The 16345-nt window shown below is 57.6% G+C and carries 19 protein-coding genes; 9 read left to right on the forward strand and 10 right to left on the reverse strand.

Annotated elements, in window-relative coordinates:
* The first annotated feature begins 45 nt into the window (after positions 1-45).
* From F8B91_RS01640 to F8B91_RS01655, 4 genes are read left to right on the forward strand one after another with little or no spacing between them, the layout of a single operon-like run.
* Complete coding sequence (locus F8B91_RS01640; RefSeq protein WP_196501979.1) at positions 46-405, forward strand: ArsR/SmtB family transcription factor; 360 nt, start codon at positions 46-48, stop codon at positions 403-405.
* Positions 389-868 carry an SRPBCC family protein gene (locus F8B91_RS01645; RefSeq protein ID WP_196501980.1) on the forward strand — a complete coding sequence of 160 codons (480 nt, stop codon included), beginning with the start codon at positions 389-391 and terminating at the stop codon, positions 866-868. Before F8B91_RS01640 ends, F8B91_RS01645 begins: the two co-directional genes overlap by 17 nt.
* 46 nt (positions 869-914) lie before the next feature.
* Positions 915-1412: a hypothetical protein gene (locus tag F8B91_RS01650; protein ID WP_196501981.1), complete on the forward strand. Its 498-nt coding sequence runs from the start codon at positions 915-917 to the stop codon at positions 1410-1412.
* Positions 1413-1422: 10 nt separating this feature from the next.
* Positions 1423-1917 carry a hypothetical protein gene (locus F8B91_RS01655; protein ID WP_196501982.1) on the forward strand — a complete coding sequence of 165 codons (495 nt, stop codon included), beginning with the start codon at positions 1423-1425 and terminating at the stop codon, positions 1915-1917.
* A gap of 38 nt (positions 1918-1955) precedes the next feature.
* Here F8B91_RS01655 and F8B91_RS01660 read toward each other — a convergent pair whose 3' ends face one another.
* Together F8B91_RS01660 and trxB are read right to left on the reverse strand one after the other, a co-directional pair.
* Complete coding sequence (locus tag F8B91_RS01660) at positions 1956-2843, reverse strand: LysR family transcriptional regulator (protein ID WP_196501983.1); 888 nt, start codon at positions 2841-2843, stop codon at positions 1956-1958.
* Positions 2844-2848: 5 nt separating this feature from the next.
* Positions 2849-3817 carry a thioredoxin-disulfide reductase gene (trxB, locus tag F8B91_RS01665; protein ID WP_196501984.1) on the reverse strand — a complete coding sequence of 323 codons (969 nt, stop codon included), beginning with the start codon at positions 3815-3817 and terminating at the stop codon, positions 2849-2851.
* Positions 3818-3986: 169 nt separating this feature from the next.
* Here trxB and F8B91_RS01670 point away from each other — a divergent pair, with 169 nt between their 5' ends.
* Positions 3987-4547, forward strand: a complete 561-nt coding sequence (locus F8B91_RS01670) for an MEKHLA domain-containing protein (protein WP_196501985.1) — start codon at positions 3987-3989, stop codon at positions 4545-4547.
* 17 nt (positions 4548-4564) lie between these two features.
* Here the strand turns inward: F8B91_RS01670 and F8B91_RS01675 are convergent, their stop codons facing one another.
* Both F8B91_RS01675 and F8B91_RS01680 read right to left on the reverse strand, forming a co-directional pair.
* A complete protein-coding gene (locus F8B91_RS01675; RefSeq protein ID WP_196501986.1) occupies positions 4565-5416 on the reverse strand; it encodes a hypothetical protein in 852 nt (283 codons plus the stop codon).
* Positions 5403-5948 (reverse strand): Pycsar system effector family protein, encoded by a 546-nt coding sequence (locus tag F8B91_RS01680; protein ID WP_196501987.1) that lies wholly within the window; start codon positions 5946-5948, stop codon positions 5403-5405. The genes F8B91_RS01675 and F8B91_RS01680 overlap by 14 nt, the downstream gene beginning before the upstream one ends.
* Positions 5949-6655: 707 nt before the next feature.
* On the opposite strand from F8B91_RS01680, the gene F8B91_RS01685 reads away from it, so the two are divergent.
* Genes F8B91_RS01685 through F8B91_RS01695 form a run of 3 tightly spaced genes read left to right on the forward strand, consistent with a single transcriptional unit; the run spans position 6656 to position 8870 of the window.
* Positions 6656-7129 carry an Lrp/AsnC family transcriptional regulator gene (locus tag F8B91_RS01685; protein WP_196501988.1) on the forward strand — a complete coding sequence of 158 codons (474 nt, stop codon included), beginning with the start codon at positions 6656-6658 and terminating at the stop codon, positions 7127-7129.
* Entirely contained in the window at positions 7126-8307 is a 1182-nt protein-coding gene (locus F8B91_RS01690) for a benzoate/H(+) symporter BenE family transporter (RefSeq protein WP_196501989.1), read from the forward strand. Before F8B91_RS01685 ends, F8B91_RS01690 begins: the two co-directional genes overlap by 4 nt.
* Entirely contained in the window at positions 8304-8870 is a 567-nt protein-coding gene (locus F8B91_RS01695; RefSeq protein WP_196501990.1) for an RBBP9/YdeN family alpha/beta hydrolase, read from the forward strand. Before F8B91_RS01690 ends, F8B91_RS01695 begins: the two co-directional genes overlap by 4 nt.
* Here F8B91_RS01695 and F8B91_RS01700 read toward each other — a convergent pair whose 3' ends face one another.
* The 6 genes from F8B91_RS01700 to F8B91_RS01720 form a co-directional block, all read right to left on the reverse strand.
* Entirely contained in the window at positions 8871-9257 is a 387-nt protein-coding gene (locus F8B91_RS01700; RefSeq protein ID WP_196501991.1) for a DUF4189 domain-containing protein, read from the reverse strand. It abuts the gene before it with no gap.
* A 55-nt stretch (positions 9258-9312) separates the two neighbouring features.
* Positions 9313-9789, reverse strand: a complete 477-nt coding sequence (greA, locus tag F8B91_RS01705) for a transcription elongation factor GreA (protein WP_196501992.1) — start codon at positions 9787-9789, stop codon at positions 9313-9315.
* Between the two features lie 165 nt (positions 9790-9954).
* On the reverse strand, positions 9955-13329 hold the full coding sequence (carB, locus tag F8B91_RS01710) for a carbamoyl-phosphate synthase large subunit (protein ID WP_196501993.1): 3375 nt from the start codon (positions 13327-13329) through the stop codon (positions 9955-9957).
* A gap of 97 nt (positions 13330-13426) precedes the next feature.
* Complete coding sequence (locus F8B91_RS01715) at positions 13427-13771, reverse strand: DUF2147 domain-containing protein (RefSeq protein WP_196501994.1); 345 nt, start codon at positions 13769-13771, stop codon at positions 13427-13429.
* 167 nt (positions 13772-13938) lie between these two features.
* A complete protein-coding gene (locus F8B91_RS16995; protein ID WP_281432899.1) occupies positions 13939-14070 on the reverse strand; it encodes a hypothetical protein in 132 nt (43 codons plus the stop codon).
* A 477-nt stretch (positions 14071-14547) separates the two neighbouring features.
* Positions 14548-14760 (reverse strand): hypothetical protein, encoded by a 213-nt coding sequence (locus F8B91_RS01720; RefSeq protein ID WP_196501995.1) that lies wholly within the window; start codon positions 14758-14760, stop codon positions 14548-14550.
* A gap of 167 nt (positions 14761-14927) precedes the next feature.
* On the opposite strand from F8B91_RS01720, the gene F8B91_RS01725 reads away from it, so the two are divergent.
* The gene (locus F8B91_RS01725; RefSeq protein ID WP_196501996.1) at positions 14928-16337 is read left to right on the forward strand and encodes an amidase; all 1410 of its coding nucleotides are present in this window, start codon (positions 14928-14930) and stop codon (positions 16335-16337) included.
* Positions 16338-16345: the final 8 nt, after the last annotated feature.

The following is a 16345-nucleotide window of genomic DNA, read 5'->3' on the forward strand; positions in this document are numbered from 1 at the left end:
GACGCGCTTGCGCGCCCAGAATTCTCGTGCTAGACACTGAACCATATGGTTCAGTATTTACAAACCCGCTTTGATGCTTCGTTTGCAGCGCTGTCCGACGCCACACGGCGCGGGGTGCTGGAACAGCTTGGCCGTTCGGACCAATCGATCACGGATCTGGCCGCGAAATTCCACATGACTTTGACCGGCATGAAAAAGCATGTCGGCGTGTTGGAGCAAGCTGGGCTGGTGACCACTGAAAAGATCGGGCGGGTGCGCCAATGCCGCCTCGGCCAGCGCCGGCTGGACCAGGAAGTGGCCTGGATCGAGAGATACCGCCAGCTCTGGGCGGCGCGCTTCGATGCGCTGGACTCGGTAATCGAAGACTTGAAACAGAAGGAGAAAGACCATGGGCACAGCAAGTGACAACCGCACCAAGGCGGAACGCAAATCAGATTGCGAGTTGGTCATCACCCGGATGTTCAACGGCCCGGCGCGGCTGGTCTTCGAGGCATGGACCAAGCCTGAATTGTTCAAGCAATGGTGGGTGCCGAAATCCTGCGGCTTCGAAATCGGCACCATCGAGATGGATGCGCGCGTGGGTGGCACATACAGCCTGGGCTTCGTCAAGGACGGCAAGCCCCTGATGACATTCTTCGGCAAATATCTCGAAGTGACGCCGCCCAAGCGTCTCGTTTGGACCAATGAGGAGACTGAGCAGGGCTCCGTCACCACGGTCACTTTTGAGGACAAGGGCGACCAGACCTTGCTGGTGATGCACGAGCTTTACCCGTCGAAGGAAGCGCGCGACGAGAGCTTCGAAGGCATGGAAGGCGGCATGCCCGAAACCTTCGCGCAGCTGGATGCATTCCTGGCTGCGCAGGGTTGACAGCGCGCAGGGCCGAAGGCGATGTTGCGGCATTGAGGTGCCGCACATGAAATTCGTTTCTCTGGCTTTTCTGGTGATGATGATGTCTGCCACCGCGGCGAATGCGGCCTGCACGGCCTCAGCCTCGCGCGTGTGGAACGGGCTCACGGTTGAGGCGGTGGCCGCAGGGCCGGATTGCGCCAAGGCAGTGGTGACACTCACTCTGCGGCAATCATCAGGTGATCCGCTGTGGACGCGCAGCTTTATCACCGTGCAGCTGATGAATTTTTCACAGAACCCGGCGAGCGACGGCAAGTCAATGACCAAGACGGTGAAGGACTGGATCAGCGGGTCTGGTTTCATGCAGACGGCCGACAAGCTGGTGCTGGACGGGGAATTCCCCTTCGACCCATCGGCTGAGGTGGACAAGGCCACCTTCACTGCGTTGCGCAAGGCCAAGGCGCCTCTGCTGTGCTATGTGCAAGGCATGGAAAGCGGCAATTGCCTCGCCATCGACAAGGATGGCAGTGTGGTGGAACTCGGCATCCAGCGGTTTCCGGGCTAAGGCGGCGATTATGAAACTGTTTCTGGCTTTCGTGATGATGATGTTCGCCGCAACAGCTGCTGATGCCGCCTGCATGGCAAGTGCATCGCGCAACTGGGCCCATTACACCATCGAAGCATCCGCTTCGGGGCCAGACTGCAAGAACGCTGTTCTCTCTCTCACCGTGCGGGCGGACGACGACTATGTTGTGTGGACCCATAATTACCCCGCCGTACAGCTGATGAATTTCTCGGACGCGCACATTTCGGGAAGCAAGGCCATGATGCCCAAGTTGAGCGCATGGATTTCGGGCGAGGGCTTCATGAAGACCGCCGATCAACTGGTGGTGACTGGCGAATTTCCGTTCACGCCCTCATCGGATCTGGCTGACGGCATGTTCAAGGATGCACAAGACGGCAAGGCGCCGCTGTTCTGCTTCATTCAGGGCCTGGAAAGCGCCACCTGCCTGGCCATACTATCAGATAGCGGCGTGTACGAACTCGGCGTGCAGAACTTCCCGGGCTGACGCGCGATTTTGACGTTTCAGCGAAACGCCAAAACGCTCTAGAAGCTCCACTCCTTCGCCTTGTTCACGATGAAATCGCGGAAGGCGGTGACGCGCTTGGTGTCTTTCAACTCTTCGGGATAAACGAAGTAAGTATCGAATTGCGGGGCTTCCAGCGGCAGGTCGATCTGCACCAGGTTTGAATCCTGCGCCACGATGTAATCGGCGAGAATGGCGATGCCGGCACCGGCTTGCACTGCACGGCGCAATCCATAGGCATTGTTCACACGCAAAGCGGGCTTGCGCAGATTATCCGGCGCGCGGCCAACGGTGGCCAGCCAGTTCAAGTCGGTGAGATAGCCTTCGGTCTCTCCGAAAATCAGAACCCGGTGCTTGTCGAGATCCTCGATCGATTTCGGAATGCCGTGCTTCTTCACATATTCGGGCGAGCCATAGATGTGGTGATGCACGGTGAACAGTTTGCGCTGAATCAAATCCGGCTGGCTGGGCCGGCGCAACCTAATGGCCACATCGGCTTCGCGCATCGAAAGATCAAGCTCGCGGTCTTCCAGCACCAGAGCCACATTGATGTCGGGATAGAGCTCCATGAACTCCTTGATGCGCGGCGTGAGCCACACGGAACCGAGGCCCACCGTCGTGGTGATCTTCAGATCGCCGGACGGTTTCTCTTTCGAATCCATCAGCCGCGTCTTGGCGGCGGCCAGTTTGGTGAACACGTCATGCGCGGTGCGGTACAGCACTTCGCCTTGCTCGGTCAGGATCAGTCCGCGCGCATGGCGGTGGAAGAGGGGCACGTTGAGATCGTCTTCCAGCGCTGAAATCTGCCGGCTGACGGCGGATTGCGACAACAACAATTCATGGCCCGCATGGGTGAAGCTTCCAGCCTCGGCGACGGCATGGAAAATACGCAGTTTGTCCCAATCCATAAAGTTTACTCCGCCGCCTGCTTTATTGAGTCTTGCGCGTGGAGATATTTCTCCGCTTCGAGGGCGGCCATGCAGCCCATGCCCGCCGCGGTCACCGCCTGGCGGTACACATCGTCGGTCACGTCACCGGCCGCGAACACGCCGGGGATTGCTGTCTGCGTGGTCCAGCCGCCTTCGGTGACGAGATAGCCGCCATTCTTGAAGGGCAATTGGCCTTCAAACAATTCGGTGGAGGGCTTGTGGCCGATGGCAACGAATATGCCATCGACGGGAAGTAGCGTTTCCGCGCCGGTTTTCACATTGCGCAGCTTGGCGGTGTGCACGCTCTTGGGCGAATGCTCGCCCACAACGTCAGCCAGTTCGGTATCCCAGATCACCTTGATCTTCGGGTGCGCGAACAGGCGGTTCTGCATCACTTTTTCCGCCTTGAATTCATTGCGGCGGTGAATCACCGTCACTTCCGAGGCAAAGTTGGTGAGGAAGATCGCTTCTTCGACAGCGGTGTTGCCGCCGCCGACGACCAGCACTTTCTTGCCGCGGTAGAAGAAGCCATCGCAGGTGGCGCAGGCCGAAACGCCGAAGCCCTGGAAATGCTGTTCGGATGGCAGGCCCAGCCATTTGGCTTGCGCGCCGGTGGCGATGATCAGCGCGTCGCAGGTGTAAGTGACGCCGCTATCGCCGACGAGCTTGATGGGCTTGGATTTCAGTGTGACGGAGGTGATCGTGTCATTGATCACTTCAGCGCCCATATGTTCGGCCTGGGCGCGCATGTCGTCCATCAGCTGCGGGCCCTGGATGCCCTTGGCGAAGCCGGGATAGTTTTCCACGTCGGTGGTGATGGTGAGCTGGCCGCCCGGTTGCGTGCCGGCGATCACCAGCGGCTTCACCATGGCGCGCGCGGCGTAAATGGCGGCCGTGTAACCGGCGGGGCCGGAGCCCAAAACGATGACGCGCGAATGCCGGGTGGAAGACATGACAGACCTCAAAACAGGGAAGAGAGCTATGAGAAATTAACATAGCTCAGATTCCATTTGGTTCAAGGGGGAGGGCGGCTTTTCGACAGGCGAAGTGAACGATTTGGGGTGAAAAAGCAGCGAATTCAAGTGAGGTGGATTTGCCGGAGGCGTGCGGTAAAAGAGGCTCATGCAGCCGCATTTAACCCCGGAGTCACAAGCCTTTGCCCGCCTTCTGGCCGAAAGCTTCACGCATTGGACCGGGCGGGATTTGCTCACCCTCCAAATGTCCGTCACCCCGGCGAAGGCCGGGGCCCCGCTTCAACGCGCCGCGCAGCCAGCGGAGCCGCCCCTCCTGAGTCGCGACCACGCCGCCCCGGCGGAGGCGCTCTACACCGCGCCCTTCGCCCTCGTGGCGCATGGCACCGAACCCGATCCCATCTTCTGCTACGCCAACCGCGCCGCACAGGCGCTGTGGGAGATGGACTGGGCGGCCTTCACCCAGCTGCCCTCGCGCATGAGTGCCGAACCCGCCAGCGCCATCCAGGATGACCGCAACCGCCTGATGGCCGCCGCCCTCGCGAACGGCTGGATCGCCGACTACAGCGGCATCCGCGTGAGCGCCACGGGCCGGAGGTTCGAGATCAGGGACACAGTGCTGTGGAATGTGGTGGACGGGGCAGGCAAGAGATGGGGGCAAGCGGCGCGGGTGGGGGAGTCGGTAAAGCTCCTCGCACAGCAGAGATTATGATTGGCTGGAGGTAGCTTCTAGTTTGTTTCGTCAAATTTAGATAATTCTCTGCAGTATTCCCATCCGTGCTTCTCGCACCAAACGCTGCCAAGAGAGTGTCCAAGATCAAAATCGAAAAGTTCATCTTTTGACAAATCGACCTCGGTCCAAAGAACGCCTGGCTTTCCGTTTGCACTTCCGCAGCCACAAGAAACAAGTGCTTTGTCGGCTTTCAGCTTCGCGTGGAAGCGATTTGAAACAAGCAAAACATCTCCATTCGTCCGGCTAGCTAATTTGGCAGCCATATTGATGGGTTTTCCAGCCCACACCTCATTTTGACGGTCGGTACGATCTCCATGAAACTTGAGTCCTAGTTTCCGGACCAATACCGTCTTTTGGTCAATTCCAAAGTGCCCTCCGATTTCTATTCCGGTGAGTTCCTTGGCCTTTGGTGTGAAATATTTTTTTACAAATGATTTTATGGTGACCATTGCTGCCAATGCAGTGTGTGGCCGATCAGAATCAAAAAGCGCGAATACACCATCGCCTTTTATGTCGATGTAAGGGGCATCAAATTCGTGAAAAATTCTGACCGCTGTATTAGTGAAGTATCTATACAGCTTGGCGGTAGAATTTGGGTGAGCTGATGCGCTCAACTTTGTTGATCCAACCATATCAACGTAACACGCATTCACATCGGGAATTTTGAGCCACGCACTCGGATTAACGATTGGGATTTGATCAGTGGAAGGGATTTTGTTGCGGTCTGTAATGCCGACCGCCAATTTTACGATCTTGCTCTCGTCGTCAATTATTTCTTGGAGTGGATCTGGCAACTGGGCCTCTCGAAGGCCGGCTGCTTCCATCAGAAACTCTTTAAAACTTTTCATCGAAATATTTCCAATAAAAAAGAACTGCGCCTACTGGTGACGAAACTCCCAGCACGAAGAAGGCCAGCGCCAAATTGAAAAGCGAAAATTTTCGCTGGGCTATTTTTGAATTGATGATTGTTTGACTGGCGATATTTTTTACCCACTCATCGCGTTTGTTGAAATTTTTATTGGGGGCCAATTTGGCCAAATAGTCGTCGACCGATAGATTTCTTATGTGACCAAAGAAGAGGGGGTTCACACTCGCAGAGCTTGGTCCATTCATGAAATCAAACTGGTCGATTTTGGTTTTAGATGCGAACGAGCCAAGCCCAACAATTATGCTTAAGAGGAAACATGCGGTAGAAAACCAAAGCCAAATTATCAAAAGATTGGAACTGGGCTTTTGCCAATCCGCGATCTGGTGAGTTCCAATGATGAACGCAGCGTTCAGAGTAACTAGCGCGCCATTCTTCAACTCGGCGAACTTCACCCATTCAACAACGTTTGAGAAAACCAATTCCGCGCGTCTTTGAATCTCGTCATTTGGCATTGCACTAAATAGCCATAGCTCATCACCAAAATCCGCAAGAGCAAATGGTTATTCACAACTTTATATTGAATCAGCTTTTCAGCGTCAGTGACCGTTGCTTGCAAAAGAAGAAAATATTCCTTGACAAGGAATGAAACATTTCCTATGTCTCCGCCCATGGACGTAACCCAAACACAGGAGGGGACATTGTCGACAGCGTCTCATCAATGCCGGGTTCGTCTGCAGCGCCTGCAGGAATTCCGGTTTCACGCGCCGGGTTCTTCCGGGAGCTCCGTCAGTAGACCGCGGGCACTAAGACCCACGCGCCTTCAATGGCTAACCAATATTGCTGCCGGATTTAAAATCGCTGCGTTCCGCACCGGGCTTTGGCCCTTCGTCTTTCCTCAGAATTCTGCTTCGGGCCCAAGCCTGGAAGGGGCATTCCCCTCCTTTTTCTTTTTGGCGGTGCCGTCTTGAGGTGAGGTGGTGCTGCCGCTTTTCCGCTCCGCGTGATGTGGGGCGAACTAGGGTGGAGCTGTGTCTTCATTTCCCTTTCTTTCGTCATTCCCGCGAAGGCGGGAACCTAGCTTAAATTCGCTAGTCCTGAATCAGCCGAAGAAGCTGGGCCCCCGCCTTCGCGGGGGTGACGGCTAAAAGGCATGGTGTGGAAAACTGGCACCACATTTAAATCTTCCCCCGCGAAATAAAATTGCGTAAGCCTCCGGGCCATGGACCGCCACGGCAAGCCCGACACCATTGACTGGAAAATCCTGAAAGAGCTGCAGCGCGAGGGCCGCATTTCCAATGTCGACCTTGCAGGCCGCGTGGGCCTGTCGCCGCCGCCAACTCTGAGGCGCGTGCAGGCGCTGGAGGAGGGCGGCTATATCAGCGGCTACCGAGCCAGGCTCGCCTCCGCCAAGCTGGGCTATGGCGCGCAGGTGATCGCGCTTGTCGGCCTCAAGAGCCAGGCCGAGCATGAGATGCGCGAATTCGAAAAGCGCGCCAAGGCCTGGCCCATCGTGCGCGAATGCTACGCCGTGTCGGGCAGTGCCGATTACATTTTGAAATGCGCAGGGCGAGACCTGCAATCGATCAACAGCTTCATCCTCGATGCGCTGGCCAAGGCGCCCAATGTGGAGAGCGTGAAGACATCGCACATCGTGCGCGTGGCGAAAGACGAGCCGGAGGTTCCGCTGGTATGAGTGACTCTGTGATGCGTGATGACAGCCACTGGCTGTCGCTCTCGGCTGCGGCGCTGACCGCCGTGGTGGTGGGCTTTGCCTCCACCATCCTCGTTGTCATGCAGGCCGCCGATGCGGTGGGGGCCACTGACGCGCAGAAGATTTCATGGGCGGCGATGCTGTGTTTTGCGATGGGCATCCTGTCGCTGATCCTGGGCCTCAAACACCGCATCCCGATCATCATCGCCTGGTCCACGCCGGGTGCAGCGCTATTGGCCACCGGCGCACATGGCACGCCTTATGCCGCAGCGCTGGGCGCATTTGCGATGGCCGGTGTGTTGACGGTGGTCACCGGATTGGTGAAGCCGCTGGCGCGCGCCATCGAGCAAATTCCTGCAGCGTTGGCATCTGCCATGCTGGCCGGTGTGCTGGTGTCTTATGTATTGAAAGTGCCGGCGGCTGCGGTGGGCACGCCCGCACTCGTCGTGCCATTGATCGTCTGCTATTTCGCCATGCGCTTCTGGAAGCCGCTCTATGCCGTGCCTGTCGTTGTCGTGTTGGGCCTTGTGCTGGCGGTTGCTTCGGGCGCCATGCAGCTGAACAACCAGCATGTGGCGCTCTCGCGCCTCACATTCGACATGCCGCAATTTTCCTGGGCGGCGATGGTGAGCATTGGCTTCCCGCTCTATCTTGTCACCATGGCCTCGCAGAATCTTCCGGGCTTTGCGGTGCTGCGCGCCAGTGGATATCCGCCGCCAGTGGCCTCATGCCTGATCGGCTGCGGGCTCACTTCGGTGATCGCTTCGCCGATGGGCGGGCCGCAGATCAACATGGCGGCGATCACCGCGTCGCTTGCCACCGGGCCTGATGCGCATCCCGATCCGGCGCAGCGCTGGAAAGTGTGTTTTCCCTATCTCATCATTTATGGCGCGCTGGGCCTCGCCGCGGGAACGTGTGTAAGCGTTCTCGGCGCCATGCCGCATGATCTGGTGATTGCGATTGCGGGCCTTGCTTTGCTCAGCCCGCTGATGGCCGGCCTCACTGCGATGGTGCAGCAGCCGCGCGATATCGAGGCGGCGGTGGTGACGTTCCTGGTCACGGCATCGGGCTTCACATTGTTCGGCGTAGGAGCTGCGTTTTGGGGCTTGCTTGCGGGCCTCATCCTGTGGGGCATCAAACATTTGAAGGACCGCGCATGAAATCGTCTGAAACTGATATTCTCATCATCGCCGGTTACGAAGGTTCTGGCCCCGATCATTGGCAGAGCCGCATCGTGAAGAAGCTTCCGTCCGCGCGCATGGTGGAGCAGGAAGATTGGCTTTACGGCTCGCTCGATGTGGCGGTGGATACACTGGTGGCTGCGGTTGCTGCAGCGACCAAGCCGGTGGTTTTCGTGGCGCATTCGGCCGGGTGCATTCTGATTGCACATGCCATGCCGAAAATGCGGGAGCAGGGATTGGTTGATCGCCTGAAGGGCGGTTATCTCGTAGCGCCGCCGAGCGAAGAGGCGATTGCCGGGCTTGCGGGTATCGACCCCAAGTTCAAACACGTGCCGCGTGATCCGCTACCGTTTCCCTCGCTGCTGATCGCCAGCAGCAATGATCCATTTTCCACGATGGAACAGTCAGCGGATTTATCCGCCGCATGGGGATCACAATTGGTGGAAGCAGGCGAGCAGGGCCATATCAATGCTGCATCCGGCCATGGTCCATGGCCGGAAGGTTTGATGCGGTTCGCAGGATTTTTGTCGAAGCTGACTTAGTTATTCGTCGCTGGTGCAGTCAGAGACGGCGATGGTGCAATCGCCTTCTTTGCAGGCATTGAGGGCGCCAGACTCGGCGTCCTTCTTGGTCGGCGCTTTGCCCCAGCCGGCATTGCCCTTGCCATCAACCGCGAGCGCCCCGCACTGCTCATAGGTCACGATGGTTTTGCATTCTTCGCCGCCGGCTTCCTTGCACTGGGCCACGGCTGTATCAGAAGCCGCCGCTTCCGTGTCATCGCCGCCGATGCCGTAATAGGGCTCTTTTTCGGCCTTCTTGGTATCAATGGCGATGGCGCCCCATTTCGAAGCATCCGCAAAGGCAAATTGCGATGGCATCAGTGCGCCCACGAAAAGCAGCGCGGCGAGTGAAAGGCGAAGGCTGGTCATGGCAGTGTTCCCCAATTGTGATGATACTAAATCGTTCGACAGACGAATTGGCAAATTACGACCATGCAACCTTCTTGATTTCATAAGACTTGCCGCCACCGGGCGTGTTTACTTCCACGCTGTCGCCCTGTTTCTTGCCGATCAGGGCGCGAGCAATGGGGGACGAGATCGAGATGCGTCCCTTCTTCACGTCGGCCTCAAAGTCGCCAACGATCTGGTACTTCACTTCAGCATCGGTATCTTCATCGATCAAAACCAGCCTGGCGCCGAATTTCACGGTCGAGCCGGACAAGGTGCTGGGGTCAATCACTTCGGCGCGCGACAGCTTGTCTTCCATTTCGGAAATGCGGGTCTCGTTCCAGCCTTGGGCTTCCTTGGCGGCATGGTATTCGGCATTTTCCGACAGGTCGCCATGGGCGCGCGCTTCTTCAATTGCATGAATGATGCGCGGGCGTTCCTCCTGCTTGAGGATGCGAACTTCCTCCTGCATGGTGGTGTAGCCTTCAGCGGTCATCGGAACCTTGTCTACCATCGTTGTTATACCTTCTAGGACGCAATGCTGCGCCAGAGACCCGTAAAGGTCCCAAGCCACTGCACTGCAAAAGAAAAATCAGCCCGGCTTGGGGATAGTTGCCAGCCGGGCGTCACCTAATGTGGACCAAATTGGCCAATTTTGCAAGTGGAGGGGAAGCCAGCTCTACTTGAAGTAATCTTGCAGTGACTTCACCTCAATCGCGTTGGCCTTGCGGGCCGCGATGGCTTTGGCGGCGGAGAGGATGCCGGGCAGTGTGGTGTAGTAAGGCACCTTCTGCATCACCGCAGTCTGGCGGATGGATTTTGAATCCGATTCCGACGAGCGCGTCTCGGTGGTGTTGAGCACCAATTGAATGTCGCCGTTCTTGATGGCGTCCACAATATGCGGGCGGCCTTCGAGAACCTTGTTCACCTTGGTGGCGGGCACGCCCTTGCTTTCAAGATAGGCATGGTTGCCGCCCGTGGCTTTGATCGCGAAACCAAGTTCGGAAAGAGTCTTGATGGCGGTGAGCACTTTGGGGCGGTCGCCTTCCTTAACGGAAACGAACACCGTGCCGGACAGCGGAATGCGCATGCCCGCACCGAGCTGCGCTTTGGCGAAGGCCATGTCGTAGCTGGAATCGAGGCCCATCACTTCGCCGGTGGAGCGCATTTCTGGCCCCAGCAACGCATCCACACCGGGGAAACGGTTGAAGGGAAAAACGGCTTCCTTAACAGCGATATGCGAGATCTTCTTCGGTTTCAGCTTGAAGCTTTCCAGTTTCTCGCCGGCCATCACGCGCGCGGCGATTTTCGCCACCGGCAAGCCGATCACTTTGGCCACGAAGGGCACGGTGCGCGAGGCGCGCGGGTTCACTTCGAGGATGTAAACCTGGCCATCCTTGATGGCGAATTGCACATTCATCAAGCCGACCACATTGAGGGCGAGGGCGAGCTTCTTGGCCTGCGCTTCAAGCTCGGCGATCATCGGTGCCTTGAGCGAATAGGGCGGCAGCGAGCAGGCAGAGTCACCGGAATGGATGCCTGCCTCTTCAATGTGCTCCATCACCCCGGCGATGAACACGTCCTTGCCATCGCAGATCGCATCGACATCGACTTCGATGGCGTTGGACAGATAGCTGTCGATCAGCACCGGCGAGTCACCGGAGACGACCACGGCTTCCTTGATGTAACGCTGCAGCTGCAGCTCGTCCTTGACGATTTCCATGGCGCGGCCGCCCAGCACATAGGACGGGCGGATGACGACGGGATAGCCAATGCGCTTGGCGATCTTCTTGGCCTCAGAGCCGGAATAGGCCATGCCATTTTCAGGCTGCTTGAGCTTGAGTTTCTTCACCAGCTTGGAGAAACGCTCGCGGTCTTCAGCCAAATCGATCGCATCCGGAGTGGTGCCGAGGATAGGAACGCCAGCGGCTTCCAGTGCTGCGGCGAGTTTCAGCGGCGTCTGGCCACCGAACTGCACGATCACGCCTTTCAGCGTGCCCTTGGATTGTTCAACGCGGATGATTTCGAGCACGTCTTCGGCGGTCAGCGGTTCGAAATAGAGCCGGTCAGACGTGTCATAGTCAGTGGACACTGTTTCGGGATTGCAATTGACCATAATCGATTCATAGCCGGCTTCCACCAATGCAAAGCAGGCGTGGCAGCAGCAATAGTCAAACTCGATGCCCTGGCCGATGCGGTTCGGGCCGCCGCCGAGGATGATGACCTTCTGGCGGTCTGAAGGCAGGGCCTCGTTGCCGTCATTGCCGGCAAGGCCTGTTTCATAGGTCGAATACATATAGGCGGTGGGCGAGGCGAATTCGGCGGCACACGTATCAATGCGCTTGAAGACGGGATGCACGTTCAGCTTCGCGCGGTGCTTGGCCACGCGGGCCTCCGTGGTGCGCGCAAGCTTGGCCAGCCGCGTGTCTGAAAAGCCCATGCCTTTCAGTTGACGCAGGTTCTGGGCATCACTGGGCAAGCCACTGGTCTGGATTCGTTTTTCGGTCTCCACGATTTCCTGTATCTGTCGAATAAACCAGGGCTCATACTTGCAGGCCGAGAAGATTTCCTCGACGCTCGTGCCATGGCGCAAAGCTTGCGCGATCTTCAGGAGGCGGTCCGGTGTCGGGCGCGCAAGTGCCGCACGTATGGCGTTGCGGTCATCATCTTCGCCCATGCCGGCGATCTCGACTTCATCGAAACCGGAGAGGCCGGTTTCCAGACCACGCAGCGCCTTCTGCACGCTTTCCTGGAAGTTGCGGCCAATGGCCATGACTTCGCCCACCGACTTCATCGCGGTGGTGAGCAGCGGTTCGGAGCCGGGGAATTTTTCGAAGGCGAAGCGCGGGATCTTGGTGACGACATAGTCAATCGTCGGTTCGAAGCTGGCGGGTGTTGCGCCGCCGGTAATATCATTGGCCAATTCGTCCAGCGTGTAACCCACCGCCAGCTTGGCGGCGATCTTGGCAATCGGGAAGCCGGTGGCTTTGGAGGCCAACGCTGACGAGCGCGACACGCGTGGATTCATTTCGATGACCACCAGGCGGCCATCCGCCGGGTTCACCCCGAACTGCACATTGGAGCCGCCCGTCTCGATGCCGATCTCACGCAGCACCGCAATCGAGGCGTTGCGCATGATCTGGTATTCTTTGTCGGTGAGGGTGAGGGCAGGCGCCACAGTGATCGAGTCACCGGTATGCACGCCCATCGGGTCGATGTTTTCGATGGAGCAGATGATAATGCAATTGTCCGCCGTGTCGCGGACCACTTCCATCTCATATTCCTTCCAGCCCAACACTGACTCTTCGATCAGCACTTCGGCGGTGGGCGAGGCATCTAGGCCCTTTTCGATGATGTCGAAGAAGTCTTCGCGGGTATAGGCGATGCCGCCTCCGGTGCCGCCCAAAGTGAAGGACGGGCGGATGATGCAGGGCAGGCCGATATCCAGCATGGCCTCATAAGCTTCCGCCATGGCGCGGTTGCGGTAATTCTTCTGACGGTCAGCCTCGCCCTCAGCCCATTTACGCTCGAACATTGTCTTGTCGGGGGCTGCTTCCAGCTGGATGGCATAGGCTTCCTTGTCGGCGTCTTTGGCAGTGGAGGCATTGGCCAGGCGTGACTTTGGCGTTTCGAGGCCGATCTTCTTCATAGCCTCGCGGAACAGCTCACGGTCCTCGGCCTTGTCGATGGCTTCGGCCTTGGCGCCGATCAGCTCAACATTGAATTTGTCGAGCACGCCCATCTTGTTGAGCGAGAGTGCGGTATTCAGTGCCGTCTGCCCGCCCATGGTGGGGAGAATCGCGTCGGGGCGTTCCTTTTCGATGATCTTGGCGACGACTTCCGGGGTGATCGGCTCAATGTAAGTGGCATCAGCCAGATCCGGGTCGGTCATGATGGTGGCCGGATTGGAATTGACCAGGATGACACGGTAGCCTTCGGCCTTCAGTGCCTTGCAGGCCTGGGTTCCGGAATAATCGAACTCGCAGGCCTGGCCGATAATGATCGGCCCAGCCCCGATGATGAGGATGGACTTGAGGTCGGTTCTTTTCGGCATGTGCGGGAAACCCTGATTTGGGGTTTCCTACACAGTGCGACCGGAGATTCCAAGACCTGTTTGCGCTGCAGTAATCAGCTGGGGATTACTGCTGAAATTACTGGCGGGACCAGTTTTCTGACTTGCAGATAAAGCCCAGCACACAGCCGGAGACCCGAAGCGTGTTGCCGCTGATCGAGCCTGAACCAGAATAGGTCTTCTTGTTTTCCAGATCAGTCAGCGAGCCCGAATATTTGCCGCTGCCCGTTGCCTTCAATTTGCCAGCCGAGCCGCCTGCATTGGGGCCCGAAGCTGCCGTGGCGCAGAAGCCGCCGCCGCAGGCCGAAAATTTGACCAGGATGCCGTTTGGGCGCTTCCACAAGCCTTCAATCGGATCGGCGAAAGCCTGGCCGGTAAAAAGCAGTGCGCCCGCAATGGTCAAAACCGAAATTGCTGTTTTCATGTGTTGCTGATCCCCTCTGTCGCTGTTCCTGTTTTCCGGAACTGTGGGTACAAGCTAAACACGCAAAGAGCAGGGACGCAACCCGGCCAGTGAGGGGGCGTGATCTGGCCGGGCCGCATCCCTGCATTCGCAAGCTGGACAGCAACGCGAATTTGGAGGCGAAGGATTTAACCTTGCGTCTTGTAGGCGATGCTGGAGCCAGCATCGTAATGATGCGGCTTGGGCAGGCTGTTGCCGGCGAATGCACCAGCAGACAGGAAGGCCAATGAAAGTACGAGTGTCAGAATGGTGGTCTTCATATTGTCCTCCTCAAGCTTCATCGTTGAACTTGAGATGACTTTGGCAGGCGGCCCTGGAACCGGCACTGAACGGCGCGTTCATATTCGGTTTAGGTTGGAGGCGGTTTTGGGAGCCGTCTGAAATCAAAACGCAAATGCGCTTCAGAACGGGTGCAAGCTCACACAAAAACGGGCCCGCAGATGGGCCGGATTGTGAGCGAATCATGGAATTTGCAGTGTTGCCGTATGGACAAAAAAGAACCCCCGGGAGGGATATCCGGGGGGTCTTCTTTTTCGCCTTGGGAGCCTTGCAGGGGACCGGGGGCGGGAGAATAAAAGGTGGAACCGGGGTTACGAATAAGGCGATCGTCTGAGGGGTTGGGGAAAGGCGTTTTCGCGCTCAATCCGTAACCACCGGTTCCAAGTCCAGCGCGGGGAGGCAGGGGCGTGCCTTGGGGGTGCGCTGGTCGATCCGGTTTGGGGAAACCGGAAACTGGTTTATTGCGGGGTGTCGGAGCAATCCTCCACTGCGCACTTTTCAAGAACTACATGGTAGTCGCTGTCAGCCATTGCAACCTGGCTGAGGCTGGTTTTGTAAACCAGGCTGGAGCCTGAAGCCTGAACATCAACCGGCTTGGCCGGGTTAACGTTTGCAATCGCAGTGGCTGCAGTGCCGGCGACGATGGCGAGAAACAATGTGTAGCGGATCATCTTTGACCTCTCCCGTGTTGAACGTAAGAGGGGTGTAAAGGTTCCATTAATAACTGTTGCTGAAGACATCGTTCATCTGCCGTTTATCTTGTTCGATGGTGCTAAGATGGCCCTCGATTGTGGTTAAGGTTTTCTTTAATTTGGGCAGAACGGGGATGATGTTGTGAATGTCTGATGACTTGAATTGGCTTTCCGCCACAAAATTATCAAATCTTTTCATGAAATTGCGTGTCTCACCAATAGAGGCCGCAAACGCCTGCCTTAATCAGGTGGCCAAGCACGACGGCAAGCTCAATGCGATGAGCCTGGTCGATGAAAAAATAACTTTGGCCATGGCGAAGGCCAGTGCGCAACGCTGGAAAAAGGGAAAGCCGCTTTCGGCGCTGGATGGCGTACCGGTTTTGATCAAGGATATTATGCTGGTCAAAGGCTGGCCCACGCTGCGCGGATCCAAGACGATATCCCGGAATCAGGACTGGCTGGATGATGCGCCCGCAGTTGCGCGGCTGCGTGAGGCAGGCGCAGTTTTTGTTGGAATGACGACCACGCCGGAATTCGGCTGGAAGGGCGTTACGGATTCGCCGCTGACAGGCATCACGCGCAATCCTTGGAACTTGCAGAAGACGCCGGGTGGATCGTCGGGGGGCTCGTCTGCTGCCTTGGCGGCGGGTTATGCGCCGCTGGCCCTCGGAACGGACGGTGGCGGTTCTATCCGCATCCCAGCGGGGTTTGCTGGGGTTTATGGCCTCAAGCCATCCTTTGGCCGGGTGCCCGCCTGGCCGCTTTCACCCTTTGGCACGGTCGCCCATATCGGCCCGATGACGCGGCGGGTGAAGGATTCAGCGCTGCTTCTCAACGTGCTCAGCAAGCCTGACGTACGGGACTGGCACAGCTTGCCCTATGAACCCGTGGATTACGCCAAGGGCCTGAAGCGCGGCGTGAAGGGCATGGTCTTCGCCTATTCGCGCGATATGGGCTTTGATGTAAAAGTGGAGCCAGAAGTGGCGCGGCTGGTCGAAAAGGCCGTCAAGGCGCTGAAATCGGCGGGTGCCAAAATTGTGGAGATTGATCCCGGTTTCAAAGACCCTGCCGCCATTTTCCGTACCACGTGGTGGATGGGGGTGCGCGGAGCCTTCGAAAAGCTTTCGCCGGCAAATCTCGATTTGCTGGAACCTGCGCTTCGCGAGGTTTTCGAGCAAGCCAAGAAGATCAGTGTGGACGAAGTGATTGAGGCCACGCGCCTGCGCGGCGCCTTGGGCAGCCAGATGCGGCAATTCATGCAGGATTACGATGCGCTGCTCACGCCAACTTTGCCGATCACGGCCTTTGCCGCTGGGCAAATGCAGCCGGGTGACACCATGAATGAAGGCAAGTGGGTGAACTGGACGCCATTCACCTATCCCTTCAACCTGACGCAACAGCCCGCCGCTTCAGTGCCTTGCGGCATTGCGGCCAATGGCCTCCCGGTGGGGCTGCAGATTGTTGGGCGGATGTTCGAAGATCACAAGGTGCTGCAGATTTCCGCTGCGGTGGAAGAATTGCTGAAATCAGACGAGTTACGGCCCCCAGGTTTTTGAACATGCAA

It is taken from the genome of Aestuariivirga litoralis, from assembly GCF_015714715.1.
GTDB lineage: Bacteria > Pseudomonadota > Alphaproteobacteria > Rhizobiales > Aestuariivirgaceae > Aestuariivirga > Aestuariivirga litoralis_A.